This is a genomic window from Seohaeicola zhoushanensis (assembly GCF_014656415.1).
In the GTDB taxonomy this organism is placed as follows: domain Bacteria; phylum Pseudomonadota; class Alphaproteobacteria; order Rhodobacterales; family Rhodobacteraceae; genus Seohaeicola_A; species Seohaeicola_A zhoushanensis.
Window position 1 is genome coordinate 88,199 of the sequence record NZ_BNCJ01000001.1, and the last position, 23,353, is coordinate 111,551.

A 23,353-nucleotide genomic window follows, 5' to 3' on the forward strand; every position below is an offset into this window, starting at 1 on the left:
CATGGACTGGCTCGCCATCACAAAGGAACTGGGGGGCGGATTGCCGGCGCTGGTGATCGTCGCCCTGGCCTTCGCCTACTGGCAGGAGCGCCGCGAGGGCCGCGCCCGCGAGCGCGAGCTGATTGACCGGGCATTCGATCGAGAGCGCGAACACAGCCGCGAGCTGGTGACCACTATCGATGCGGTGCGCACCGCTGGGGGGAGGCAATGAACATGCTGCAACTCATTGCCCGCGCCGTCGCGCCCAGGCCGCGCCAGGACGACAGCGCGCTGATCGCCGAGCAGCGCCACACCGACGAGTTGCGCGCCGAGCTGGCGCGCCGCCGCGAACAGCTTCTCGCCGATACTCTGAAGAAAGGCAGCGACGAATGACCGCCCCGGAAATCATCAGCTTCTTGGCCGGCGGCGCGCTGCTGGTCATGTCCGTGTTCGTCATGTTCGCCTATCGCCCTGGCGGTGACCGCGTTGACAGCGGCCCCAGCCTCCTGGCGTTGGCGATCTGGATCGGCTTCTTCGCGGCCGCCGTGAACACTGCCTACTGGCAGATCTTCGGCACCATCTCCGTTGCCGCCGGCTGGCTCACACCCGAGCAGTTGCGGGCCGGCGGCAAGTATGCCGACCTGTTGTTCAAGGGCGGCGGCGCCTTCGCAGGATGGCTGCACCTGAAAGCGATGCACCAGTCCCTCGATCCCGAGGACCGGCCCTACTGGTCCGTCCTCGAGATGTCCTTCTACCCCCGGCGCCGACTGTGCCTGCGCACCCTCGCGCGTATCCTGAACCGGGTGCCCAAATGATCCGGGTCGTGATTGCCGCCCTGGTTCTGGTCGGCGGGCCAGCTGCGGCCAGCCACTGCGGGCTTCGATCTCCGACGATAGCCACTCTTCAGCAGCTCCACGGCGAGAGCCTGCAGGCGATCGGCATCGACGGCGGGGGCAACATGATCGAGCTCTTCGCCAACCCGGAGAGTGGGAGCTGGACGCTGCTGGTAACCGAGCCGGAGGGCGCCACTTGCCTAGCTGCCGCCGGCCATAGCTTTGAACTGCGCCGCGAAACCCTTCCCCCTGACGAAGGAGACCCAACATGAAAATCGCAATCGTCGTCGGCCACAACGAGCGCGCCCAAGGCGCGACCCGGATCACCGACGGCCAGTCGGAATACGTCTGGAACGGCCACCTCGCACAGCTCATCGCCGAGCACGGCCCGGAAGTGCGGATTTTCCGGCGCCGATCGGGCGGCGGCTACTCGGCCGAGATCAACCGCGTCTATGGCGAGGTCGACGCCTGGGGCGCGACCTGCAGCATCGAGCTCCACTTCAATGGCTCGCCTGATCCCCGCGCCACCGGCTGCCTGACCCTGTCCAGCGGTTCGAGCCGATCGCGTCGCTTGGCCGACGCCGTGCACGCGCGGATGCTCGCCGTCATGGGCAACCAGGATGACGGGATCGAGGTGCGCGGCCGCGAGGCGCGCGGCGGTCTGTCGCTGCACGCCGGCAAGGCCAGCGCGATCCTGGTCGAACCCTACTTTGGCGGCAACGCCCGCTACTGCGCGGTGGCCGATGCCCGCAAGGACCAGCTGGCCGAAGCGATCTACGAGGGCGCCGTGGCCTTCTGCCGGGCGCAGGCGGTGCTGCCCGCATGAACCGCCTGGGGCTCATCATCGCTGTAGCCGCGCTGTCCGCCTCGCACAGCCTGATTGGCACCTGGGCCTGGCACAGGGGCTTCGCGAAGGCCGAAGCCCGCCAGGTGGCCGCTACAGCGGCGCTGGAGGGCGACCTGCTGACCGCCACCCGCCGGGCATCGGCGCTGCAGGCCGCACTGGTGGCCTCGCAGAACGACCGCACCACCCTGATCGAGAGGATCGAAGATGAAGCACGCCAGGATCCTGATGCTGACAGCCGCCGTCCTGGCGCTGACAGCCTGCGACGCCTCGGGACCCGCTGGGGCACCCCGTCTTGAACCGCCGCCGGCCGGCGCCATGCGCGTCTGCCGGCACCCGACCGAGTTCCTGCCGCCGCCGGGAAGCGGTGACTGGGAGATCATCGCGGGACGCATCGGCGACGAGCTGCTGCGCTGCCGCGCCGAGAAGCAGGTGCTGGCGACCTGGGCCGCCGGCGTCAGCGCCGCAATCAACGCCAGGGCAGACAAGCGCTAGGAGACCACGATGGCAAAACACCTGATGACCACGATCACCGCCACCCCGGCCGAGATCACGAACGCCAACATCACCACCTTCGCCTTCCAGAACAATTCGGTGGACGAAGAGGTTTTCCTCTGGGGCAGCGTCGACAGCGCGGCGCCGGATTACAACACGGCTGCGCGGATCTCCGTGCCGCCCGGCGCGATGCTGGCCGGCTTCACGTTGGAACAGTTGTTCCCCGGCCTGGCTGGCGCCAACCGGATCTTCGCCGCGGCCGAGAAACGTCGCGTCCAGATCATGTTCAGCCATGCGTGATTTCCTCTTCGCGCGGGACAGCCCTTCGGCCTGGCTGATGGTGCCGCACTCCATTGAACCTCCCATCATCACCGCCACGCTGACGCCCTCGGGCACGCTCTACGACGGCGAGAACGCGGCGGATGACCTCGCGAACTTTGCGTCATACGACAGCAGCGGCAACTACGCATCGTCCGCTGGGACCATCGTCAGCGCGGTCTACCAGGTCAACGAGGTGACTGTCGCAACGAACACCGTTCTGAGCGTCACGGACGTGCCATCATGGCTTGTGACCGACAGCGAGGGGAACTTCCGCAGGTTTAGCATCCCTGCCGTCCAAGACATCGCCCCGACGCAGAACGCCGCACCGTCGGCCTCCGGTGATGCCGTGGTTGGTGAAAGCCCAACTGGCACCCCCGGCACGTTCAACGGCACCAATCTGGTCGAGATCTCCGAGTGGGAGGTGTCGGACGATGGCTCCACTGGCTGGACCGGAACGGGGGATACCGACACCAGCGGCCCGCCTGGTGTCTTCGGGGAAAACTATCGCTTCGCCTCGACAGCCACCAACAGCGCAGGCAGCCTGACGACCTATTCCGATGTGATCGGCCCCGTCGCGCTACCAGTTCTGACGATCAACGGCCTGACCGGCGGGGATGCCGTAATCGGCTCCGAGGCCGGCATCACGGTTACGTCCGACATTGGAACGATTACCTCGACGTCTTGGGGCACGGAGGCTGTCGAAGATCTGTTCGGCACCGGGGCAAACCCGACTTCGATTGCAGGCGGCGATGGTGTCGAACTAGTCGTGTCCGTTGTCATCGGCGGCAACTCCTATGAGACAACCGCCCTTATCCGATACAATGCCCCGGTCGCTGCATCTGGTCTGAGCAACCAGTCGTGGCCAGCAGAGGCTGCTATAACGGCCTTCGACGTCTCGGCAGATTTCACGGTCACTGGAGATGCAAGCCTCGTCGGCGTGACGTTCACGCTTGACCCGACGTCTGATCCGCTCCCTGCAGGGCTATCCCTTTCCCCTGCCGGTCTCATCACCGGGACGCCGACAACCGAGGCCGCAGCCGTCACAATCGTTGTGCGCGGGACGAACTCGGGCGGCAATGCCACGACGACGTTCGACATTACCATATCCGCTGCCTCCACTGCCGAGACGATCATCATCTCCTCGATTTCGCCTATGGACGAAAACGGGAATGTTGACGCTGCCTATGCGGTGAGCGCCAATCTCACGGCAGAGGGCGTGGTATTCGAGGCCACCGAGGCGAACCCTGGTGCAGCGGACTTCAACGGGGGCGGTGCACCAACCTACGTCGATATCGGAACTGTGGCGCTGACCACGACCGGCACGGATATCGAACTGGCCATCCCGAGTGGCCTTGCCAAGGCGTCTCGCAAGCTGGCCCTTCTGCCACCGAGCGGGACGGACGGGGACGTCGCTGTCAGCACGGCGGTCATCATGAAGACGGTGGCCCCAGTTCTGTCGTCTGTCTCCTTCACCGACAACGATAACGAGGGCATCCTCTACGCCTTCACTCCTGACGACGATAGCGCGCCAAGCACGGACTACCGTCTGTCCTTCTGGGCGGATGGGACCAATCCTTCGGACGCCCTGATCGCAAGCGGCACTGGCTCCGTCTCGACCCTCACCGGGGCGGCTGTCGAGGACACGGAAGAGTCCGGCGAAGTGCTTGGCCTCGGTGCTGCGACCTACCAGCCGACGATCTACTACAAGGACAAGTTCGGTAACGAGGTCTGGGAGACCTACGCCGATGTCGTGGTGGCGTCGTCTTCCGTCACCATGCCGACCGTGACTGAAGTGTTGGCTGCTTCCTCTGGCACCACTGGCACCGCAGCAGTTACGAATACGATCCCTGCTGGTGCGGCTGATGCGACAAAAGAAGTCTTGATTGAGGCCGCGTGGGGTGAAGCTGCTACAAGTACTGGATTGGCTATTCTTGTCGATGGGAATGCCCCAACTCTGATCGAACAAGATCTAAGCAACAGGTTCTGTAACGTAGCCGCGTATTACATTGCTGTACCTGCTGGTGGCAATCTTTCGCTCAGTATCGACCAAGCAAACCCAACGGGTCAATGGCGCGGCATTTCTTACCGGATCAGCACTGTCGTCAATCGAAACAGCGCATATGCGGCGGTCAAGGACTACGACCCATCGTATGGCGCTCTCGATGTCAGCCAAGACACATACAACGGAGAAACCGTTCGTGCGATTGGCAATATGTATAACCTCGGAACGACTGGTGACTTCACTCCAACTGGCCTGACGGTCAGCACGGGACGAAATTACCCGAACGTGCAAGGCACCAAGAGGCATGTCTTCTATGAAGCCGCTCCGTCCTCAACCGAAATTCCGAGAACCATGACCCTTACCCCAACTGGTGATGGTTCTGCGGATGTTGTAGCCCTCAGCGTGGTAATCCGATAATGGCAAAGTTTCTCTTTTCGTCTGCTACGGTAGACTTCGTAACGTTCGACATTATGTCGGGCGACAACGTTCCGCTGCTCGATCCTCAAGACCCGGATGATGTCGAGCTTCTGACTCAACCCTCGCGCGGCGAATTGGTAAAGCGCGCCGATGGCAAGGGCTTCGACTATCTGAACCATACGAACCTTGAGACGGACAGCGTATCGTTCACCTACAATCGGATCGTCGGGGTATCTACGACATCAGTCACGGCCACGGTAAACTTTACTCGACCTCTCGCTCTGTTGGGGTATTCTCTGCACGGCTACAATCTGCCGCCTGTTGATCCTGCGACGAACAAGGCCGTGTTCTGGCCAGGCAAATCTACGAGGGTCACTAAGATTGCAGCGGCTGGTTTCACCTATCAAGCAATTGCAGCACGTGAGCCAGCCCTGTCCGATACTGCGACTATTGGTCAGGTCATGACCTGGGTCTTGGCAAATCCCTGCACCGTAGCACCTGACGCCGGGGCCTATTACGGCAAGACGGATAATCTCGCGCTGGACCAAGTGTTTGGGGAGTTGGTTGCGGACAACCAGTTTACCGACTTTGTATCTCCTTGGGTACTCTACAAGGGCGGAGACACGTTCGTAAAAGGGAAAGTTTTCTCTGGGCAGGTGAGTGAAAACAGGGTTCACCCGTCGGTCCTAGGGGCCTACGGAACGGGTAAGCCATACTTTGCTGGCGAGTCCGCTACCATGAAAGGAATGCCGTATGTCGGCATTCAAGACATTACCTTCGGTGACAGAATGGAGGTGCGAGATTGTTCTTACCTCTGCATCGACGGGTCTGATCTGGATTCGGCCTACAAGGATGCGGAAGGCGGCTTCGAGTTTGGCGGGGCAGTGACCTCAACCGCTCGGCATACTGCGGAGGGCATTACTGTTCGCCGCTCGAAACTACTAGACTCCTTCCGTAGAGTTCCGGTGAGTGGCGGAACATCATGGTCTACTGGCAAGGGAGACCGTGGTAGCGCGATGTACGCTACTAATATGCTTGGCGTTTTGATTGATGAAGTCTTTATTGATATGTCAGGTTGGTCAATTGGGTACCGTGGGGATTATCTCTACACGGATGGCGTGAACTTCTGGCCTAAAGGACCGGATATTTTCTCGCATGGCTTCTACTTCCAGCAGAACACGATGGAGATCCACTTCAAGAACTCCATCATCACGAGGCCGAGCGGGTCTGACTTCCAACTTCGTGGCGGCGGGATGCTGCAAAACATCAACACCTCATACGCCAACCTTGGCAACACCCACACGCTGGGCTGGTGGGTTAATGATGTGGTGGAAGGTGAGCGTATCGGCCATTGGGGTTACTCTGACCGATACGTAAAGCATCATGCGGGACTCAAAAACTACTTTGCTTCTCCGACAAACTCTGACGCCAGAGGTATCAACCTCCCTCCAGAGGGCGTTGTCCCGTTTCGCACTGCTATCCTGAACATGGGAACGAAGCTTGGCACTTTCATTTCTGGCGATCAGATCGGCCCCCTTGGGCACAGCACTACGCCGAAGAATGGTGACGCGTTTGTGTCTGCCTCGATTTATCCGTCGCCAGCATCGCCTGTGTATATCCGTGACCATTCCGGCGTGATTATAGGGAACTGGAACTCGGGTAGTTATCCGAACCAAAACACGAACGGCCTTGATGCAACGGCTATCGAAGGGCTGGACATCAGCGAATATGCCAAGATCCTGCTGGATAATCCCGCCGCGACATACTTCGATTTCTGCGACTACCTGCGGACGCTGGAAGACCCGATCTCGGCGCTTGAACCGCTGCAAAGGTTCCAGCTCAGCCCGTTCGGCGTCATCAGTTCGACGGTTCGCACCACGCCGCAGACCTGCGTGTTCCAACAACATGCCGTTGGCTCGCCCGGTATCCGTATGGATATCGAACTGGATTGGACGCAGGGTGATCTTCCTGGCACCGTCGCTGGCGACAGCATCGACATGGCGGGGCACCACGGGCAGGGCAGCTTCAACCCGAAGAACCGGATCACTGACTTTACTCTCGGCCCGTCGCTGCTCTGGAATGGCGGGTGTATGGACCTGCTGGGCGACCTGATCGTTCCGGCCAGCGGCTCCACACTGACGGTCTGCGACAACGCTCACTTCTACGTCAATGACGTGACCGGAGGCGACCTGACGCTCAACGTTACAGAGGGCGTGTTCATTAACCGTCAGGCACTGACAACCGTGGTCGATGCGACCTTCCGCTACGGGTCCATCGGTATCCTCGCCTACGAGGGTGGAAGCTATACCGTGGGCAGCGGCGACACGCTGACGGTCTACGGTTATGCTGACGTCGGGTTTGAAGGTGATAGCGGCGGCACTGCCACGCTGAACCTCAACGCAGGCGGCACGCTCAAGTTCAAGCCGTCGATGCGTTTCATGCTCAACACCTCGACTATGAGTTACGACCCGATTGTGATGAACGTTATTACGTTCTATCCGTTCCATATGCCCGTCAAGGGAAGCACGTTCACAGGGACGAACGCGAACCAAGCTCGCTGCGTTGCATCTGTAATAGGTTCTATAGCCACCGGCGCAGATGCAGTGTGGGTTTATGCTGATGACCTTGTCGGCCCCGCCTTTGCCGATACTGAAGCACTGACCGGCCCTACCATCGCGGCCTACTACTACGACAAGGGCACGAAGGTATTCGGCAATGTTCAGGGCACGTATCAGCCCGTCATGGGGGCTATCACTGATGTGCAGTCGGGGATGCACGGCTTCGACGCGAATGGCGATGTCATTGCCGAGAACGTCGCATCGGTCGTGAACCTGAACGGGATCAACCTGGAGATTGATCTCTGGATGATGGGCAACGTGACGGACTTCCCGCTGATCGACGTCGGCAGCGTGGTTCACAACGCCAACTTCGGAACCGTGACAATCAACGGCGGAGATGAAAAGGACGTCACGATTGATGTGACGTCCACTCAGGTGCTGCTTACGATTGCCAACGGATCTGGCGGCGTGACGGTCAACTACCCAGTATGACCCGCTTCCGTCTGCGTCCGGCAGCTACAAGCAACCCAACTCCAGCCATGAGCGTCAAGCTTGTGGCTGGCAGTGGGACCGCAGGGATCAGAGTAAGCTTGTACTGGTAAAGCCAGCCGCCAGACGAGTAGATTACCTCACCAGTGACAGGATCGGTGCCATATACGACGACGTCATTGTAGACCCGCAGGCGACCATCCCCCAAGTAGTTACCCGATCCATCTTTTGGGATGCCGATCTCGTATCCAAACAAACTCACTGTTCCAAGATGAAAAGACGTATAGCTGGGTCTATCCTCAAAAACGTCGAAGGCGTAACGGCAGTCCACACCGGCGATCCTGCAATACACAGGCCGGCCGGTGTCTGAGTCGTCGATTACTATCCTTCCAAGATAGTCTTGGCCGTCTACCGTCTTGTCGAGGCCAAAACCTACTTTGAAGTTATATGGGTCGCCGCCCGGCAATACGTCTATGTAACCGTAGTCTTTGGTCTCACTTTCATTTTGAACAGGGCCGATTTCGCCCCATTCAAAACGCATCATGAACATGATTTCGTGAGTCGCCGCCTGTGCGGACGTGGCAAAAAGAAGCGCGAAGAGCGCGGCAAGAACTTTCATCATAACCCCCCGGTCAAAACCAGGTCAGGTTGCCTACGCTTGTGATTCGGAGCAACGCTTTTCTAAGCCATTGAAAACAAACGACAGAATATTTCGGATGAAACGGGCTAAGTGATTGATTTCATTTAACACACTAACAACTTTTAATCAGTAGGTCGATGGTTCGAACCCATCACGGCTCACCACTTCTTCCGGGAAACAGGTTTTCCTCAGCGGCGCAGGCGCCGCGTCAACCATCCCAGCAACATTCCCACCAGCGCGCCCGTCGCGCTTCCGGCGGCGTCGGCGAGGAAATCGGCGAGTTCGCGGCTGCGCCCGACGTGAGGCTGGATGAGCTCGATCGCGCCGCCATAGGCCAGCGAGAGGGGGAGCAGCCAGACCAGGCTGCGTGGAGCAGCGACCGCAAGTGGCAGGGCCAGCAGCGCGAAGGCCAGCCAGTGGGCGATCTTGTCCATGCCCGGAGGACCGGGCCGACCGGATACGGGCATCAGGGTCGTGACAGCGATGGCCACCGCGATGGCAGCTGTCGCCGCCAGGGCGAGGCGATGAAACGGGGTGCGCTGCGGCATGGGGCAACTCCGGCTGACCGCAACCGGAATGACAGGAATTTGCGGCGGTTGCCAGCCGGCAGGCGAATCACCTGTGGGGATCGGCAACCGGCTGCGGGGGCACGGACATGCGAGGCTGGTCCGGGGCCTGCCGCCTGGCGCAATGCGCGACGCCGGCAAGCAGAATGATCGTCACCGCGCCCGCAAGGGAATGTGCCAACAGCGACAGCCAGATGCCCTGCCCTGCAAGAAGCGCCACCAAGCCCGCGGCCATGCCCGCGAAAGTACCGAGAATCACCAATCCGATCACTGCGATCAACCTTGCAAGCAGATCTCCCAACCGGGCGAAGGCGCAGCAGCACGAACGCCCGTAAGGCAGTCTGGCACAAGGTTCCTAATGCGCGGTTTACGCCCTGGCCTGTGTTTTCGCGCTCTGCCAGTGGCGGCGAGACCGGTAACACTGACGTAAAGCATCCCTTTACCCCGCGCCGCTTTGCCTACATCAAAAAGGGGACCGGCGGCCCGACGTGTCGGATCGCATTTCACGCCCGACCCTGCGGGCACAGCCTGACCAACACGAGGAACGCGAGAGATGACCTCCACCCTGTTCGACCTGCCCAAGCCCGTGACCCTGCCGGTCAAGGGCGAGACCGAAGACTATCCGATCCACCGGATCTTCTGCGTCGGGCGCAACTATGCCGCCCATGCCGCCGAGATGGGTTTCGAGGTTGACCGCGAGGCGCCGTTCTACTTCACCAAGTCGCCGGCGAGCGCGGTGCTGACCGGGGCGAGCGTGCCCTATCCGCCGGGAACCAAGAACTATCACCACGAGATGGAACTGGTCATCGCCATCGGCAAGCCGGTGTTCCGCGCCTCGAAGGAAGCGGCGAAGGCGGCGATCTGGGCCTATGGCTGCGGCCTCGACATGACCCGGCGCGACCTGCAGATCGCCTCGCGCGAGAAGCAGCGCCCCTGGGACCTGGGCAAGGATGTCGAGCAGAGCGCGGTGCTGTCCCGGCTGACCAGGGCCGAGGAGTTCGGCGAGATCGGCCCGCAGCGCATCCACCTCGAGGTCAACGGCGCGGTCAAGCAGGACGCGACGCTGAACGAGCTGATCTGGAAGCTGGACGAGATCGTGATGGACCTGTCGAAGTTCTACCACCTGGTTCCGGGCGATCTCATCATGACCGGCACCCCCGCCGGGGTCGGCCCGGTGACGGCTGGCGACAAGATCACCGGCGGCATCGACGGGCTCGACCCGATCGAACTGACGATCACTGCCGCGGAATAGGCGCGAGACCCCGAACGGAGACCCCGGCCAGGCGGCCGGGGCGCGGTGGGCTCGCGCCTGAAGACAGCGGGCGGCTGCGGCCCGCTGTCGCAAGATCGTTATGAAGTATAACTATCTTGCCGAATCGGGAGGATTCTGTAATCTCCTGCAGCAAAATACTTGCGACCAAATTGCATTATAGTCCATAATGAGCACTATAATGCCTAAAAAAGGTCAGAGGGAGGACTCACATGACCAAAAGAAGAACGGTCCTTGGACTGTTGGGTGGTGCTGCCATCGGCGCACTGGCCGCATCGGCTGCCTTCGCGCAGGAGGTGACGCTCAAGCTTCACCAGTTCCTGCCGGCGCAGGCCAACGTTCCGAAACTCGTGCTCGATGTCTGGGCCGACAACGTCGAGAAGGACTCGGGCGGGCGCATCAAGGTCGAGCGTTATCCGTCGATGCAGCTGGGCGGCAAGCCGCCGGAGCTGATGGACCAGGCCATCGACGGCGTGGCCGACATCGTCTGGACGGTGGTGGGCTATACCCCCGGCCGCTTCCCGACCACCGAGGTCTTCGAGCTTCCCTTCATCATGACCAATGCGCGGGCCGTGAGCCATGCCTATTGGGACATGTTCGAGAAGCACATGAAGGACGACGAGTTCAAGGACGTCCACATCCTCGGCACCTGGGTGCACGGCCCCGGCATGATCCACACCAAGGATCCGGTCGAACAGCCGTCCGACCTGCAGGGCATGAAGATCCGTGGCGGCGGCCGCTCGGTGAACTCGCTGCTGACCAAGCTGGGCGCGACCCCGGTGGGGATGCCGGTTCCGGCGGTCTCGGAGGGCCTGTCCAAGGGCGTGATCGACGGCACCACCATTCCGTGGGAAGTCACCACCTCGCTCAAGGTTCCGGAACTGGTCACCAACCATACCGAGTTCGAGGGCAAGGCGCTCTACACGCTGACCTTCGTGCTGGCGATGAACAAGGCCAAATACGAAAGCCTGCCGGATGACCTCAAGGCGGTAATCGACAAGAACTCGGGCGCCGAGTTCTCGGTCTTCGCGGGCGGCACCCAAGCCGATGCCGACGGACCGGCGCGTCAGATCGCGGTGGACCTGGGCAACAACATCATCACCATCCCGGCCGACCAGACCGAGGAATGGCGCAAGCTTTCCCAGCCGATCTACGACGAGTGGGTCGCTGACATGAATGCTCGCGGCAAGGACGGCAAGGCGCTTCTGGAAGAAGCGCAGATGCTGATCGAGAAATACTCCAAGTAAGGCAGATCAACTGCTGATTTCGGGCCGTGCCCAGTGCACGGCCCGTCACCCCGGACAACGTCCGGGAAGGGAGGGGCTATGTATAAATTCATGCTCGGCTTCAGCCGGTTCATGACCATGCTCGGCGGGCTGGTCCTGGTCGTGCTGATCTTCATCACCGGCATCTCGATTGCCGGACGCCTGCTCAACGGCTTCTTCCACGGCGCCTTCATGAAGGCCGTCGCCCCGGATTTCGCCGCCTGGATGATCGCCATCGGGGTCGGCCCGATCAGCGGCGACTTCGAACTGGTCGAGGCCGGGATGGCCTTTGCCGTCTTCGCCTTCCTGCCGCTGTGCCAGATCACCGCCGGCCATGCGAGCGTCGACATCTTCGCGAGCTTCCTGCCGCGCGGCGTCAACCGCTTCCTGCGCATGGCGATCGAGGTGATCTTCGCGGTGGTCCTCATCGCAATCGCCATCCAGCTCTACAGCGGGATGACCGACAAGCTGAAGAACGGCGAGACCTCCTTCCTGCTCGCCTACCCGGTCTGGTGGGCCTATGCGCTGAGCCTCTTCGGGGCCGTCGCCGCCGCCATTGTCGGGGTCTACATGGGCGCGGTCCGCGTCACCGAGTTCCTGACCCGCCGCATCATCGTCATCGACGGAAACGAGGGCTGATTACATGAGCGATCTTGCCATTGGCATCTGGTCCTTCCCCGCGCTGCTGCTGCTGATCTTCCTGCGCGTGCCCATCGGGCTGGCGATGTTCGTCACTGCCTTTGTCGGGCTGTGGCTGACGCAGGGCATCGACTTCCCGCTGCTGCGGATGAAGAACGAGGTCTTCTCGACCTTCGGCAGCTATTCCCTTTCCATCGTGCCGATGTTCCTGCTGATGGGCCATTTCGCCACGCTGGGCGGCATGTCCACGGCGCTGTTCAAGGCGGCCGAGGGCTTTCTCGGCCACCGCAAGGGCGGCGTCGCCATGGCCGCCATCGGCGCCTGCGCGGGCTTCGGGTCGATCTGCGGTTCGTCGCTGGCCACCGCCGCCACCATGGGCCGGGTCGCCCTGCCCGAGCTGCGCCAGTATGGCTATGCCGGCGGTTTCTCGACCGCGACGCTGGCCGCCGGCGGCACGCTGGGCATCCTGATCCCGCCCTCGGTGGTGCTGGTGATCTATGCCATCCTGACCGAGCAGAACATCGCCAAGCTGTTCCTCGCCGCCTTCATTCCGGGCGTGCTGGCGGCCATCGGCTATGTCATCGCGATCTCGGTCTATGTCCGCCTCTACCCCGACAGCGCGGGCACCCGCCCGCCGGTTCCGATGGCCCAGCGCTTCCGCGCGCTGCTCGACGTCTGGCCGGTGCTGCTGGTCTTCGGGCTGGTGGTCGGCGGCATCTATCTCGGCTGGTTCTCTCCGACCGAAGGCGCGGCCGTCGGCGCGCTTGGCACCGGGGCGATCGCCTTCCTCAACGGGGGGCTGACCCGCAAGTCGCTGGTCGACAGCTTCATCGTCACCGGCCGCTCCAGCGCGATGATCTTCTTCATCATCCTCGGCGCCGCCTTCTACAACGGCTTCCTCGCCATCACCAAGCTGCCCGACGCGCTGGTCGAGTTCATCCTGGCGCAGGGCTATGCCCCGCTGACCGTGCTGATCGTGATCCTGGTGTTCTACCTGATCTTCGGCTGCGTGATGGATTCGCTGTCGATGATCCTGCTGACGATCCCGGTGTTCTGGCCGGTGATCCAGTCGCTCGACTTCAACATGGTCTCGCTGGAAACACTGCACGCCCAGCGCGCGATGGAGGCGATCGCGAATGGCGTCGACCTTGCCCAGCCGATGCTCGACTCGATCAAGCAGACCATTGCCGACGGCGCGCTGCTGACCAAGGACCAGATCAGCGCGCTTGGCATCCGGGTCAGCCAGGGCATGGCGAACCGCATCGACGAGGAATACACCGCCATCTGGTTCGGCATCCTGGTGCTGATCGTGGTCGAGGTCGGCCTGATCACGCCGCCGGTGGGGATGAACCTGTTCATCATCAACTCGATGGACAACAAGACCCCCATTCTCGAGACCTACAAGGCGGTGATGTTCTTCGTCGCCACCGACCTGATCCGGGTTGCGGTGCTGGTCGCCATACCCGCGATAACCCTGTTCCTTCTGCCTCTCTAGACGCCTCGCAATAACCGGAGACCCCCGCGATGACAGAGCCGACCCTTCTGGTGGAAACCGACGGCCGTGTCGCCACGCTGACGATGAACCGCCCCGACAAGCGTAACGCCATGTCGGACACGCTGCTGGGCGAACTCGACGCCTTCTTCCGCGCGCCACCCAAGGATGTGCGGGCGGTGATCCTGACCGGCACGGCGGGGCACTTTTGTTCGGGGCTCGACCTGTCCGAGCATGTCCAGCGCGACGCCGAGGGCACCATGCGGCACTCGCGCCACTGGCACGAGGTGATGGACCGCATCCAGTTCAGCGGGCTGCCGGTGATCTCGGCCATGTATGGCGCGGTGATCGGCGGCGGGCTGGAGCTGGCGACCTCGACCCATGTGCGCATCGCCGAGCCCTCGACGATCTTCCAACTGCCCGAGGGCCGACGCGGGATCTTCGTCGGCGGCGGCGCGACGGTGCGGGTGGGGCGCATCCTGGGCGCGGACCGGATGATCGAGATGATGCTGACGGGCCGTAAATACGGTGCCGAGGACGGGCTGCGGTTGGGCCTGACGCATTACGCGGTAGGCGAAGGGGAATCGATGGCGCTGGCCCGCGACCTTGCGAACAAGATCGCCGACAATGCCGGGCTGTCGAATTATGTCATGATCCAGGGCATCGCCCGGATCGAGGACATGTCCAAGGCCGATGGCCTGTTCACCGAAAGCCTCTGCGCCGCGCTGGCGCAGACCAGCCCGGACGCGGTCGAGGGGCTTGCCGCCTTCCTCGAGAAACGCGCGCCCGCGTTCCGCTGATCATGGCCCCCACCGAAGGCACCGACGCAACGCTCCGCGGCTTCTGCGGCTATGCGATGAAGCGGGCCTTCCTTGGCGTGCAGGCCGATCTGAACCGGGTGCTGGCGGCCTATGGCCTGCGGATGATGACGTTTTCCGCCCTGGTGGTGATCGTCGACAACCCCGGCCTGCGGCAGGCGCAGCTTTCGGATGCGCTGGCGGTGGAGCGGCCGAACATGGTGGCCCTGGTGGCCGAACTGGTGAAGGCCGGGCTCATCACGCGCAACCCGGCGCCCGACGACCGGCGCGCTCAGGCGCTGGAGCCGACAGACAGGGGACGCGCGCTTTGCGCGGAGGCGATAGCTGCGGTGGAGACACATGAGGCGCAGCTGACCCGAGACCTGGACGAGACTGAACTGCGGGCCCTCATGCGCGCATTGGCGCTGGTAGAGCGAGCCGCGACCGAGGAGGAGACCCGAAATGCCTGAAGCCGACCTCTATCGACGCCACAGCGTGCGCCGCGAGGACCGCCCCGACGGAACCGTCCTGCTGACCTCCGGCCACGAGATGTCGCCGGTGGCGCGAGTCTCGGGCGACTGGCTGCACCGCTGGGCCGAGGAGCGCCCCGGCACCACCTTCCTTGCCGAGCGCAGCGGCCCCGGCTGGCGCGAAGTCTCCTACGCCGAGACGCTCGGCCAGGTGCGGGCGCTGGCCTCGGCGCTGCTGGCGCGCGGGCTGGGCCCCGACACGCCGATCCTGATCATCTCGGGCAATGGCGTCGACCACGGGCTGCTCTCGCTTGCGGCGCATTACGTCGGCATCCCCACAGTGCCCGTGGCCGAACAGTATTCGCTGATCCCCGGCGCCCATGCCCAGCTGAAATACGTGCTGAACCTGATCGACCCGAAGATGGTCTATGCCGTCGACGGCGCGCGTTTCGCCCAGGCGCTGGCGATGGACGAGATGGCCGGCCGCGAGATCGTGGTCAGCCGCAACCCCGGCCCCGGCCAGACCGATTTTGCGGCGCTGCTGAAGGGTGGCGGCGACGATGTCGATGCCGCGGCGGCGCAGGTCGGGCCGGATTCGGTGGTCAAGATCCTGATGACCTCGGGCTCCACCTCCTCGCCCAAGGGCGTGCTGACCACGCATCGGATGATGTGCGCGAACCAGGCGCAGATCCTCGACGCCCTGCCCTTCCTGATGAAGCGGCCGCCGCGCATCGTCGACTGGCTGCCCTGGAACCACGTGTTCGGCGGCTCGCACAACTTCAACATGATGCTGGCGAACGGCGGCAGCCTCTATATCGACGAGGGCAAGCCGGCGAAGGGGCTGGTCGAGAAGTCGGTCGAGAACAACGCGCTGATGAACGGCACCATGGCCTTCAACGTGCCCGTGGGCTTTGCCATGATGCGCGATGCCATGCGCAGGGACGCCGGGCTGCGGCGGAAATACTTCGAAGACCTCGACATGATCTTCTATGCCGGCGCCTCGCTGCCGCAGGATGTCTGGACCGACCTGGAGGACATGGCGACCGAGGTGCGGGGGTCGATCCCGCTGATGAACTCGTCCTGGGGGCTGACCGAGACTGCCCCGGCCTGCCTGATCCAGCACGAGCCGACCAACCGCTCGGGCATCGTCGGGGTGCCGATGACCGGCGTGACCGTCAAGCTGGTGCCCGACGACGGCACCCGCTTCGAGGTGCGGGTGAAGGGGCCGAACATCATGACCGGCTACTACCAGGCCCCCGACAAGACCGCCGATGCCTTCGACGAGGAGGGCTATTTCAAGACCGGCGACGCGATGGCCTTTGTCGACCCCGAGGACATGACCAAGGGCCTGCGCTTTGACGGGCGCATTTCCGAGGACTTCAAGCTGCTGACCGGCACCTGGGTGCGGGCGGCGCAACTGCGGCTCGACGCGCTGGCGAAGCTGGTGCCGCTGGCCGCCGACGTGGTGGTGACCGGCGAGGGGCACAACGAGGTGGGCCTGCTGATCGTCCCCGCCGCCGATACCGCCGGGCGCATGGCGCCCGACAACGGCGCGATGGTGGGTGACGAGGTGCAGGCCGAGATCCGCGTGCGGCTGGCCGAACTGGCCAAGAGCGCGGCCGGGTCGTCGAACCGGATCACCCGCGCGCTGATCCTGGCCGAGCCGCCCTCGATCGCCGAGGGCGAGATCACCGCCAAGGGCAACCTCAACTTCCGCAAGCTGCTGACGCGCCGCGCCGACATGCTGGCACGGCTCTACGACAATGATGACCCGGCGGTGATCCGGGTCTGATCACTCGGGTTGAATGGTTCGGGAATACCCTTTGGGCAGTTGCCCAAAGGGGCTGGTGGGGCGCGCGTATTGCTCAAGCGAGGACAACCGCCACAGCCTCGGTCACGAAAGATTTATGCAGTATATTGCCAATTTAAGCACTATCATGCATAAAGCAGCGGAGGAGAAGCATGATTCCCCAAGCCTCAACCGCATTCGGGGGATCAAGACGCGAGGGGAGCCACATCGCATGAGCGAAAACGGCAATGCAGCACTCTATTTCGTGGATCGTCACATCGCCGAGGGACGCGCAGGCAAGACCGCCTTCCGCGAGGCCGACGGCGAGCGGCGCAGCCTGACCTACGGCGAACTGGCCGACCAGACGAGCCGCTTTGCCGGCGCGCTGGCCCGCCACGGCGTGCGCCGCGAAGAGCGGATCGCGATGATCGTGCGCGACCAGCTCGAATTCCCGGTGGTCTTCTGGGGCTCGATCAAGGCCGGGGCGATCCCGGTGCCGTTGAACACGCTGCTCTCGGCCTCGGTCTATGAAGAGATCTTGAGGGATTCCCGCGCCTCGATCCTGGTGGTGTCGGAACAGCTCTGGGACACCGTCAAGCCGGCGATCCAGGGCAACCGCTTCCTGCGCGCCGTGGTGGTGATCGGTGCCGCGCCCGAGGGCTGCGAGAGCTTCGAGGACTTTGTCGCCGGGGCCGAGCCGATGGACCCCGTCGACGCCCATGACGACGAGATGGCCTTCTGGCTCTATTCCTCGGGTTCGACCGGCACGCCGAAGGGCGTGCGCCACGTGCATTCCTCGCTGAAGGCCACCGCCGATACCTTCGGCAGCCAGGTGCTGGGCATCCGCGAAGAGGACGTCATGTTCTCGGTCGCCAAGATGTTCTTCGCCTACGGCCTTGGCAATGCGATGTCCTTCCCGATGTCGGTGGGCGCCACCACGGTGATCTTCGGCGGCCGCCCGACCCCCGACGCGGTCTTCGACATCATGTCGCGCGAGCGGCCTACGCTGTTCTGCGGCGTGCCCACGCTTTATGCCGCGCTGGTGGCCGAACAGGCGCGCAGCGGAATGCCGGACCATTGCGTCCGCCTCTGCACCTCGGCCGGCGAGGCGCTGCCGCGCGAGATCGGCGAGCGATTCGAAAAACTCTGGGGCGCCGAGATCGTCGATGGCGTCGGCTCGACCGAGATGCTGCACATCTTCCTGTCAAACCGTCCCGGCGACTGCGTCTATGGCACCTCGGGCGTGGCTGTGCCCGGCTACGAGGTGCGCCTCGTGGACGAACATGACGAGGACGTCGGCGACGGCGGCATCGGCGAGTTGCTGGTGCGCGGCCCCTCCAGCGCAGACGGCTACTGGAACCGCCGGCACAAGTCGCGGTCGACCTTCGAGGGTCACTGGACCCGGACGGGCGACAAATACGAGCGCACCGCGCAGGGACGCTATGTCTACTGCGGGCGCACCGACGACATGTTCAAGGTCTCGGGGATCTGGGTCAGCCCCTTCGAGGTGGAACAAGCGCTGATCGACCACCCGGCGGTGCTGGAGGCGGCGGTCGTGCCGTGGATGGACGACAAGCAGCTCGAAAAGCCCAAGGCCTATGTCGTGCTGCAAAGCGGCAAGTCGGTCGACGAGGCCGGCGACCTGAAGGACTTCGTGAAGGAGAAGATCGGCATGTGGAAATACCCGCGCTGGGTGGAATTCGTCGACGAGCTGCCGAAAACCGCCACCGGCAAGATCCAACGTTTCAAGCTGCGCCAGGGAGCATGACGATGGACTGGTCCGCGACTCCGAAAACGCCGCTGGTGATCGACGGCAAACGCTTGGAATACGCCTGCTTCGGCCCAGCGCCCGACAAGGCCCCCACCATCGTCATGCTGCACGAGGGGCTGGGCTGCGTCGCGCTGTGGCGCGACTTCCCGGAGAAGGTGGCCAAGGCCACCGGCATGGGCGTCTTCGTCTACTCGCGCGCCGGGTATGGCCAGTCCGACAGCGTCGACCTGCCCCGCCCGCTCGACTTCATGACGCGCGAGGCGACCGGGCCGCTGCCGCAGATCCTTGACGCGATCGGGGTGCAGAAATGCATCCTCTTCGGCCATTCCGACGGCGCAACCATCACGGCGATCCATGCCGGCAGCATCGAGGACTTCCGCGTCCGCGGCCTGATCGTCATGGCGCCGCATTTCTTCACCGAACCGATGGGCTTGAAGGCCATTGCCGAGGCAAAGACGGCCTTCGAGGACGGCGATCTGAGGGACAAGCTCGGGCGCTATCACCGCGATGTTGACGTCGCCTTCTATGGCTGGAACGGCGTCTGGCTCGACCCCGACTTCAAGGCCTGGAACGTCGCCGACGTGATCGACTATATCCGCGTGCCGATCCTCGCGATCCAGGGCCGCGACGACCAGTATGGCACGCTGGCCCAGGTGCAGGAGATCGAGACGCGCGCCTATGCGCCAGTGGACCTGGTGGTGATCGACGCCTGCAAGCACGCCCCGCATCTCGAAGCGACCGAGCGGGTTCTGGCCGAGGTCGCGGAATATGCCGCCCGGCTCGAACGGATCGAGGCGGCCGAGGTCGAGACGGCCTGACCCGTGGCCGGCGCGGAGATCTCCCTGCCGCCCCATGCCCATCAACCGGGCCGCAACCCGCGCCACGGCGAGGAGGTTTTCGCCGCGGCCCATGCCTCGGTCCGTCCCGGCATGGACCTTGCCGCGCTCGAAGCCTCGCTGGCCTGGCGCTCGGGTTGGCTTTTCATCACCAAGGGCTACTTCTGGGAGGCGCATGAGGTGCTCGAGCCGGTCTGGCTCGCCCTGCCGCCAAACGCGCCCGAGCGGCGCTTTGTCCAGGGCCTGATCCAGACCGCCAATGCGGCGCTGAAACTGGCCATGGTCCAGCCCCGCGCGGCGCTGCGGATCGTCGACATCGCCGAGGCGCTGCTGGCCGAATGCGCCAGCCATCCGGCGTTGCTGGGGCTGCCGCGGCGGCCGGTCGAGGACTATCTTTCCTCCATCCGGCACGACTCAGCCGAAATGGCCCGTAAATTGGCATTATAATGCATATTTTCCAGTTACAGCGCGAGAATCTGCACTATCATGCATATTCTCGCTTTACGCGCCGCCAAGAATCGCAGTAAAGTGCATCCAACACACATCGTTTCGGGAGCGACTCATGTCCAAGGTCATCGACTTTCAAACCGACCCCTCGAAGTACCGCCACTGGCGCGTGGAATATGACGGAGACGTCGCCAACCTGTTCATGGACGTGGACGAGGACGGCGGCCTGTTCGACGGCTATCAGCTCAAGCTGAATTCCTACGACCTCGGCGTCGACATCGAACTGGCCGACGTGGTGCAGCGGATGCGCTTCGAACATCCCGAGGTGAAGGTGGTGGTGATGCGTTCGGGCAAGGACAAGGTGTTCTGCGCCGGGGCCAACATCCGGATGCTGGGCGGCGCGTCCCATGCGCACAAGGTGAACTTCTGCAAGTTCACCAACGAGACCCGCAACACCTTCGAGGCGGCCGAGGCCGACTCGGGCCAGAAATACATCGCCGCCGTGAAGGGCGCCTGCGCCGGCGGCGGCTATGAACTTGCCCTGGCCTGCAACTACATCATGCTGACCAACGACGCGACCTCCTCGGTCGCCCTGCCCGAGGTGCCGCTGCTGGCGGTGCTGCCCGGCACCGGCGGCCTGACCCGCGTCACCGACAAGCGCAAGGTGCGCCGCGACCGCGCCGACGTGTTCTGCTCGATCGAGGAAGGCATCAAGGGCGAGCGCGCCAAGGACTGGAACCTGGTGGACGAGGTTGTCGCCAACTCGGTCTTCGACGAGACGGTCGCAAAGCGCGCGCATGAATTCGCCGCCGCTTCGGGCAAGGCCTCGGGGCTCAAGGGCATCGAGCTCAAGCCGCTGGCCCGCAGCTTCGGCACCGACAGCGTGACCTATTCGCTGGTCGAGGTGACGCTGGACCGCGAGGGCGGCAAGGCGACAATCCTGGTCAAGGGTCCGGACGCCGAGGCCCCCGCCGACATGGATGCCGTCGTGGCCCAGGGCAGCGAGACCTACATGCTGCGCCTCGCCCGCGAGCTTGACGACGCCATCCTGCACCTGCGCCTGAACGAGCGGCAGATCGGCCTGGTGGTCTTCACCACCCAGGGCGACGCCGAACTGGTCGCGGCCCACGAGGCGCTGCTGCGCGACAACGCCGATCACTGGCTGGCCAACGAGATCCTGCAATACTGGAAGCGCGTGCTGAAGCGCATCGACCTGACCTCGCGCAGCATGGTGGCGCTGGTCGAGCATGGCTCGTGCTATACCGGGATGCTGGCCGAGATCCTCTGGTCGGTCGACCGCAGCTACATGATGCTGGACGAGTTCGACGGCGACAACCGCCCGATGGCGGCGATCACCCTGACCGAGGGCAACTTCGGCCAATACCCGATGAGCAACGACCTGACCCGCCTGCAGACCCGCTTCCTGGGCACGCCGGAACAGGTCGAGGCGCTCAAGGGCAAGATCGGCGAGCCGATCGAGGCCGACGAGGCCGATGCACTGGGCCTGGTCACCTACATCCTCGACGACATCGACTGGGAAGACGAAGTCCGCATCTTCATGGAAGAGCGCGCCAGCTTCTCGCCCGACGCGATGACCGGCATGGAGGCGAACCTCCGCTTTGCCGGGCCCGAGACGATGGAAACCCGCATCTTCGGCCGCCTGACCGCCTGGCAGAACTGGATCTTCCAGCGCCCCAACGCGGTCGGCAAGGACGGCGCGCTGCAGCGCTACGGCACCGGCGTGCGCGGCGAATACAACATGGAACGCGTGTAACACGGAACGCCTTGGCTGCGCACCCGACGTAGGGTGCGCATTCATTGCGCACCTTCCCAGGAGGACAACGAATGCTCGATCTCATCAACGTCAGCTACGACACCCAGATCCCGAACAACGTCGGCCTGAGCCAGGACAAGAAGGTCCTGAAGGCGCTGGAGAAATGGCACCCCGGTTACATCAACTGGTGGAACCATCTGATCCCGCAGAACTTCCAGGAATCGATGGTCTACCTGCGCACCGCCGTTTCGGTCGACCCGAAGGGCTGGGCCAAGTTCGACTACGTGAAGATGCCGGAATACCGCTGGGGCGTCCTGCTGGCGCCGCAGGTCGAAGACCGGCGCATTCCGATGGGCGAGCACAAGGGCGAACTGGCCTGGCAGGAAGTCCCCGGCGAATACCGCAACATGCTCAAGCGGCTGATCGTGATCCAGGGCGACACCGAGCCGGGATCGGTGGAACAGCAGAAGTTCCTCGGCCTGACCGCGCCCTCGCTCTATGACATGCGCAACCTGTTCCAGGTCAACGTCGAGGAAGGCCGCCACCTCTGGGCGATGGTCTACCTGCTGCAGAAATACTTCGGCCGCGACGGCCGCGAAGAGGCGGACGACCTGCTGCGCCGCTCCTCCGGCTCGGACGAGGCACCGCGTATGCTCGGCGCCTTCAACGAGGAGACGCCGGACTGGCTGTCGTTCTTCATGTTCACCTACTTCACCGACCGTGACGGCAAGATGCAGCTGGAATCGCTGGCGCAATCGGGCTTCGACCCACTGAGCCGCACCTGCCGCTTCATGCTGACCGAGGAAGCGCACCACATGTTCGTCGGCGAAACCGGCGTCGGCCGCGTGGTGCAGCGCACCTGCGAGGCGATGAACGAGGCCGGCATCACCGACCCCTATGCCATCGGAAAGATCCGCGACCTTGGCGTGATCGACCTGCCGACGATCCAGAAGAAGCTGAACCTGCACTACACGCTCAGCCTCGACCTCTTCGGCCAGGAGATTTCCACCAACGCCGCCAATGCCTTCAACTCGGGCATCAAGGGCCGCTACATGGAAAGCCGCATCGAGGACGACCACCAGCTCAAGGATGCGACCTATGACGTCAAGACCGTCAAGGACGGCAAGATCGTCACCGAGGCCGCCCCGGCGCTGACCGCGATCAACATGCGCCTGCGCGACGATTACGTCCGCGACGCGGCGGGCGGCGTCGGCCGCTGGAACAAGATCATCGAGAAGGCCGGCGTGAACTTTGAGCTGACCCTGCCGCACGAGGGCTTCCACCGCCAGATCGGCGTGTTCAGCACCGTGGCGGTCGATCCGGCGGGCAATATCATCTCGTCCGAGGACTGGGAGAAGCGCCGCGGCGAGTGGCTGCCGACCAAGGCCGACGGCGATTTCATCCAGTCGCTGATGAAGCCCTGCTACGAGCCGGGCAAATACGCCAGCTGGATCGCCCCGCCGAAGGTCGGCATCGACAACAAGCCGGGCGACTTCGAATACGTCCGCCTGCACATGGCCTGATCCGGGCCACCCGCCCCACCCCCGCGCCGAAACCGAACCGGCCGGGGGCCGCTAGGCCCCCTCGCCAGCAGGGCGCGACACGGCAGCGAAATTGCCGCGCGCGCGCCGGATGTGGTAAAGTGGTGACGGCCACGGC

Annotated in this window: 25 protein-coding genes; 22 read left to right on the forward strand and 3 right to left on the reverse strand. The window is 63.5% G+C overall.

The features are described 5' to 3' along the window. Position 1: 1 nt before the first annotated feature. The 10 genes from IE266_RS00480 to IE266_RS00525 are packed head-to-tail and all read left to right on the forward strand — an operon-like array spanning position 2 to position 7,941. A complete protein-coding gene (locus IE266_RS00480; protein WP_189678067.1) occupies positions 2 to 211 on the forward strand; it encodes a hypothetical protein in 210 nt (69 codons plus the stop codon). 2 nt (positions 212 to 213) lie between these two features. Then, positions 214 to 372 (forward strand): hypothetical protein, encoded by a 159-nt coding sequence (locus IE266_RS00485; RefSeq protein WP_189678068.1) that lies wholly within the window; start codon positions 214 to 216, stop codon positions 370 to 372. Further along, positions 369 to 794: a hypothetical protein gene (locus tag IE266_RS00490; RefSeq protein ID WP_189678069.1), complete on the forward strand. Its 426-nt coding sequence runs from the start codon at positions 369 to 371 to the stop codon at positions 792 to 794. The genes IE266_RS00485 and IE266_RS00490 overlap by 4 nt, the downstream gene beginning before the upstream one ends. Then, positions 791 to 1,084, forward strand: coding sequence for a hypothetical protein (locus IE266_RS00495; RefSeq protein WP_189678070.1), 294 nt, complete (start codon positions 791 to 793; stop codon positions 1,082 to 1,084). The genes IE266_RS00490 and IE266_RS00495 overlap by 4 nt, the downstream gene beginning before the upstream one ends. After that, on the forward strand, positions 1,081 to 1,638 hold the full coding sequence (locus IE266_RS00500) for an N-acetylmuramoyl-L-alanine amidase (protein WP_189678071.1): 558 nt from the start codon (positions 1,081 to 1,083) through the stop codon (positions 1,636 to 1,638). Before IE266_RS00495 ends, IE266_RS00500 begins: the two co-directional genes overlap by 4 nt. Then, on the forward strand, positions 1,635 to 1,955 hold the full coding sequence (locus IE266_RS00505) for a hypothetical protein (protein WP_189678072.1): 321 nt from the start codon (positions 1,635 to 1,637) through the stop codon (positions 1,953 to 1,955). The genes IE266_RS00500 and IE266_RS00505 overlap by 4 nt, the downstream gene beginning before the upstream one ends. Positions 1,956 to 1,974: 19 nt before the next feature. Beyond that, positions 1,975 to 2,151, forward strand: coding sequence for a hypothetical protein (locus IE266_RS00510; RefSeq protein ID WP_189678073.1), 177 nt, complete (start codon positions 1,975 to 1,977; stop codon positions 2,149 to 2,151). A 9-nt stretch (positions 2,152 to 2,160) separates the two neighbouring features. Beyond that, a complete protein-coding gene (locus tag IE266_RS00515) occupies positions 2,161 to 2,451 on the forward strand; it encodes a hypothetical protein (RefSeq protein ID WP_189678074.1) in 291 nt (96 codons plus the stop codon). After that, positions 2,444 to 4,891, forward strand: a complete 2,448-nt coding sequence (locus IE266_RS00520; RefSeq protein ID WP_189678075.1) for a hypothetical protein — start codon at positions 2,444 to 2,446, stop codon at positions 4,889 to 4,891. Before IE266_RS00515 ends, IE266_RS00520 begins: the two co-directional genes overlap by 8 nt. Next, positions 4,891 to 7,941, forward strand: coding sequence for a hypothetical protein (locus IE266_RS00525; protein ID WP_189678076.1), 3,051 nt, complete (start codon positions 4,891 to 4,893; stop codon positions 7,939 to 7,941). The genes IE266_RS00520 and IE266_RS00525 overlap by 1 nt, the downstream gene beginning before the upstream one ends. Here the strand turns inward: IE266_RS00525 and IE266_RS00530 are convergent. From IE266_RS00530 to IE266_RS00540, 3 genes are all read right to left on the reverse strand, one after another. After that, on the reverse strand, positions 7,925 to 8,557 hold the full coding sequence (locus tag IE266_RS00530) for a VPLPA-CTERM sorting domain-containing protein (protein WP_189678077.1): 633 nt from the start codon (positions 8,555 to 8,557) through the stop codon (positions 7,925 to 7,927). The two genes, IE266_RS00525 and IE266_RS00530, sit on opposite strands and share 17 nt — an antisense overlap. Before the next feature lie 209 nt (positions 8,558 to 8,766). Further along, complete coding sequence (locus IE266_RS00535) at positions 8,767 to 9,126, reverse strand: VanZ family protein (protein ID WP_189678078.1); 360 nt, start codon at positions 9,124 to 9,126, stop codon at positions 8,767 to 8,769. Between the two features lie 67 nt (positions 9,127 to 9,193). After that, positions 9,194 to 9,424 carry a hypothetical protein gene (locus tag IE266_RS00540; protein ID WP_189678079.1) on the reverse strand — a complete coding sequence of 77 codons (231 nt, stop codon included), beginning with the start codon at positions 9,422 to 9,424 and terminating at the stop codon, positions 9,194 to 9,196. Positions 9,425 to 9,697: 273 nt separating this feature from the next. On the opposite strand from IE266_RS00540, the gene IE266_RS00545 reads away from it, so the two are divergent. The 12 genes from IE266_RS00545 (at position 9,698) to boxB (ending at position 23,217) form a co-directional block, all read left to right on the forward strand. Then, positions 9,698 to 10,396 (forward strand): fumarylacetoacetate hydrolase family protein, encoded by a 699-nt coding sequence (locus tag IE266_RS00545; RefSeq protein WP_189678080.1) that lies wholly within the window; start codon positions 9,698 to 9,700, stop codon positions 10,394 to 10,396. Positions 10,397 to 10,626: 230 nt separating this feature from the next. Then, the gene (locus IE266_RS00550; RefSeq protein ID WP_189678081.1) at positions 10,627 to 11,661 is read left to right on the forward strand and encodes a TRAP transporter substrate-binding protein; all 1,035 of its coding nucleotides are present in this window, start codon (positions 10,627 to 10,629) and stop codon (positions 11,659 to 11,661) included. 78 nt (positions 11,662 to 11,739) lie between these two features. Continuing rightward, complete coding sequence (locus tag IE266_RS00555) at positions 11,740 to 12,318, forward strand: TRAP transporter small permease (protein WP_189678082.1); 579 nt, start codon at positions 11,740 to 11,742, stop codon at positions 12,316 to 12,318. Between the two features lie 4 nt (positions 12,319 to 12,322). Beyond that, positions 12,323 to 13,813 carry a TRAP transporter large permease gene (locus IE266_RS00560; protein WP_189678083.1) on the forward strand — a complete coding sequence of 497 codons (1,491 nt, stop codon included), beginning with the start codon at positions 12,323 to 12,325 and terminating at the stop codon, positions 13,811 to 13,813. A gap of 29 nt (positions 13,814 to 13,842) precedes the next feature. Further along, on the forward strand, positions 13,843 to 14,610 hold the full coding sequence (locus IE266_RS00565; RefSeq protein WP_189678084.1) for a crotonase/enoyl-CoA hydratase family protein: 768 nt from the start codon (positions 13,843 to 13,845) through the stop codon (positions 14,608 to 14,610). Between the two features lie 2 nt (positions 14,611 to 14,612). Further along, positions 14,613 to 15,077, forward strand: coding sequence for a MarR family winged helix-turn-helix transcriptional regulator (locus IE266_RS00570; RefSeq protein ID WP_189678085.1), 465 nt, complete (start codon positions 14,613 to 14,615; stop codon positions 15,075 to 15,077). Continuing rightward, positions 15,070 to 16,869, forward strand: a complete 1,800-nt coding sequence (locus IE266_RS00575) for a feruloyl-CoA synthase (protein ID WP_229863850.1) — start codon at positions 15,070 to 15,072, stop codon at positions 16,867 to 16,869. Before IE266_RS00570 ends, IE266_RS00575 begins: the two co-directional genes overlap by 8 nt. Positions 16,870 to 17,098: 229 nt before the next feature. Continuing rightward, a complete protein-coding gene (locus IE266_RS00580) occupies positions 17,099 to 18,634 on the forward strand; it encodes a benzoate-CoA ligase family protein (protein ID WP_189678086.1) in 1,536 nt (511 codons plus the stop codon). A gap of 2 nt (positions 18,635 to 18,636) precedes the next feature. Continuing rightward, positions 18,637 to 19,455, forward strand: a complete 819-nt coding sequence (locus tag IE266_RS00585; protein WP_189678087.1) for an alpha/beta fold hydrolase — start codon at positions 18,637 to 18,639, stop codon at positions 19,453 to 19,455. Positions 19,456 to 19,458: 3 nt separating this feature from the next. Further along, a complete protein-coding gene (locus tag IE266_RS00590) occupies positions 19,459 to 19,920 on the forward strand; it encodes a DUF309 domain-containing protein (RefSeq protein ID WP_189678088.1) in 462 nt (153 codons plus the stop codon). Positions 19,921 to 20,035: 115 nt separating this feature from the next. Then, the gene (gene boxC / locus IE266_RS00595; RefSeq protein WP_189678089.1) at positions 20,036 to 21,694 is read left to right on the forward strand and encodes a 2,3-epoxybenzoyl-CoA dihydrolase; all 1,659 of its coding nucleotides are present in this window, start codon (positions 20,036 to 20,038) and stop codon (positions 21,692 to 21,694) included. A 71-nt stretch (positions 21,695 to 21,765) separates the two neighbouring features. Continuing rightward, positions 21,766 to 23,217, forward strand: coding sequence for a benzoyl-CoA 2,3-epoxidase subunit BoxB (gene boxB / locus IE266_RS00600; protein WP_189678090.1), 1,452 nt, complete (start codon positions 21,766 to 21,768; stop codon positions 23,215 to 23,217). Positions 23,218 to 23,353 lie beyond the last annotated feature (136 nt).

Excerpts from the sequence above, each read along its gene's own strand:
- IE266_RS00480 (WP_189678067.1), top strand. The coding sequence starts at position 2 with ATGGACTGGCTCGCCATCACAAAGGAACTGGGGGGCGGATTGCCGGCG.
- IE266_RS00485 (WP_189678068.1), top strand. The coding sequence starts at position 214 with ATGCTGCAACTCATTGCCCGCGCCGTCGCGCCCAGGCCGCGCCAGGAC.
- IE266_RS00490 (WP_189678069.1), top strand. The coding sequence starts at position 369 with ATGACCGCCCCGGAAATCATCAGCTTCTTGGCCGGCGGCGCGCTGCTG.
- IE266_RS00495 (WP_189678070.1), top strand. The coding sequence starts at position 791 with ATGATCCGGGTCGTGATTGCCGCCCTGGTTCTGGTCGGCGGGCCAGCT.
- IE266_RS00500 (WP_189678071.1), top strand. The coding sequence starts at position 1,081 with ATGAAAATCGCAATCGTCGTCGGCCACAACGAGCGCGCCCAAGGCGCG.
- IE266_RS00505 (WP_189678072.1), top strand. The coding sequence starts at position 1,635 with ATGAACCGCCTGGGGCTCATCATCGCTGTAGCCGCGCTGTCCGCCTCG.
- IE266_RS00510 (WP_189678073.1), top strand. The coding sequence starts at position 1,975 with ATGCGCGTCTGCCGGCACCCGACCGAGTTCCTGCCGCCGCCGGGAAGC.
- IE266_RS00515 (WP_189678074.1), top strand. The coding sequence starts at position 2,161 with ATGGCAAAACACCTGATGACCACGATCACCGCCACCCCGGCCGAGATC.
- IE266_RS00520 (WP_189678075.1), top strand. The coding sequence starts at position 2,444 with ATGCGTGATTTCCTCTTCGCGCGGGACAGCCCTTCGGCCTGGCTGATG.
- IE266_RS00525 (WP_189678076.1), top strand. The coding sequence starts at position 4,891 with ATGGCAAAGTTTCTCTTTTCGTCTGCTACGGTAGACTTCGTAACGTTC.
- IE266_RS00530 (WP_189678077.1), bottom strand. The coding sequence starts at position 8,557 with ATGAAAGTTCTTGCCGCGCTCTTCGCGCTTCTTTTTGCCACGTCCGCA.
- IE266_RS00535 (WP_189678078.1), bottom strand. The coding sequence starts at position 9,126 with ATGCCGCAGCGCACCCCGTTTCATCGCCTCGCCCTGGCGGCGACAGCT.
- IE266_RS00545 (WP_189678080.1), top strand. The coding sequence starts at position 9,698 with ATGACCTCCACCCTGTTCGACCTGCCCAAGCCCGTGACCCTGCCGGTC.
- IE266_RS00550 (WP_189678081.1), top strand. The coding sequence starts at position 10,627 with ATGACCAAAAGAAGAACGGTCCTTGGACTGTTGGGTGGTGCTGCCATC.
- IE266_RS00555 (WP_189678082.1), top strand. The coding sequence starts at position 11,740 with ATGTATAAATTCATGCTCGGCTTCAGCCGGTTCATGACCATGCTCGGC.
- IE266_RS00560 (WP_189678083.1), top strand. The coding sequence starts at position 12,323 with ATGAGCGATCTTGCCATTGGCATCTGGTCCTTCCCCGCGCTGCTGCTG.
- IE266_RS00565 (WP_189678084.1), top strand. The coding sequence starts at position 13,843 with ATGACAGAGCCGACCCTTCTGGTGGAAACCGACGGCCGTGTCGCCACG.
- IE266_RS00570 (WP_189678085.1), top strand. The coding sequence starts at position 14,613 with ATGGCCCCCACCGAAGGCACCGACGCAACGCTCCGCGGCTTCTGCGGC.
- IE266_RS00575 (WP_229863850.1), top strand. The coding sequence starts at position 15,070 with ATGCCTGAAGCCGACCTCTATCGACGCCACAGCGTGCGCCGCGAGGAC.
- IE266_RS00580 (WP_189678086.1), top strand. The coding sequence starts at position 17,099 with ATGAGCGAAAACGGCAATGCAGCACTCTATTTCGTGGATCGTCACATC.
- IE266_RS00585 (WP_189678087.1), top strand. The coding sequence starts at position 18,637 with ATGGACTGGTCCGCGACTCCGAAAACGCCGCTGGTGATCGACGGCAAA.
- boxC (WP_189678089.1), top strand. The coding sequence starts at position 20,036 with ATGTCCAAGGTCATCGACTTTCAAACCGACCCCTCGAAGTACCGCCAC.
- boxB (WP_189678090.1), top strand. The coding sequence starts at position 21,766 with ATGCTCGATCTCATCAACGTCAGCTACGACACCCAGATCCCGAACAAC.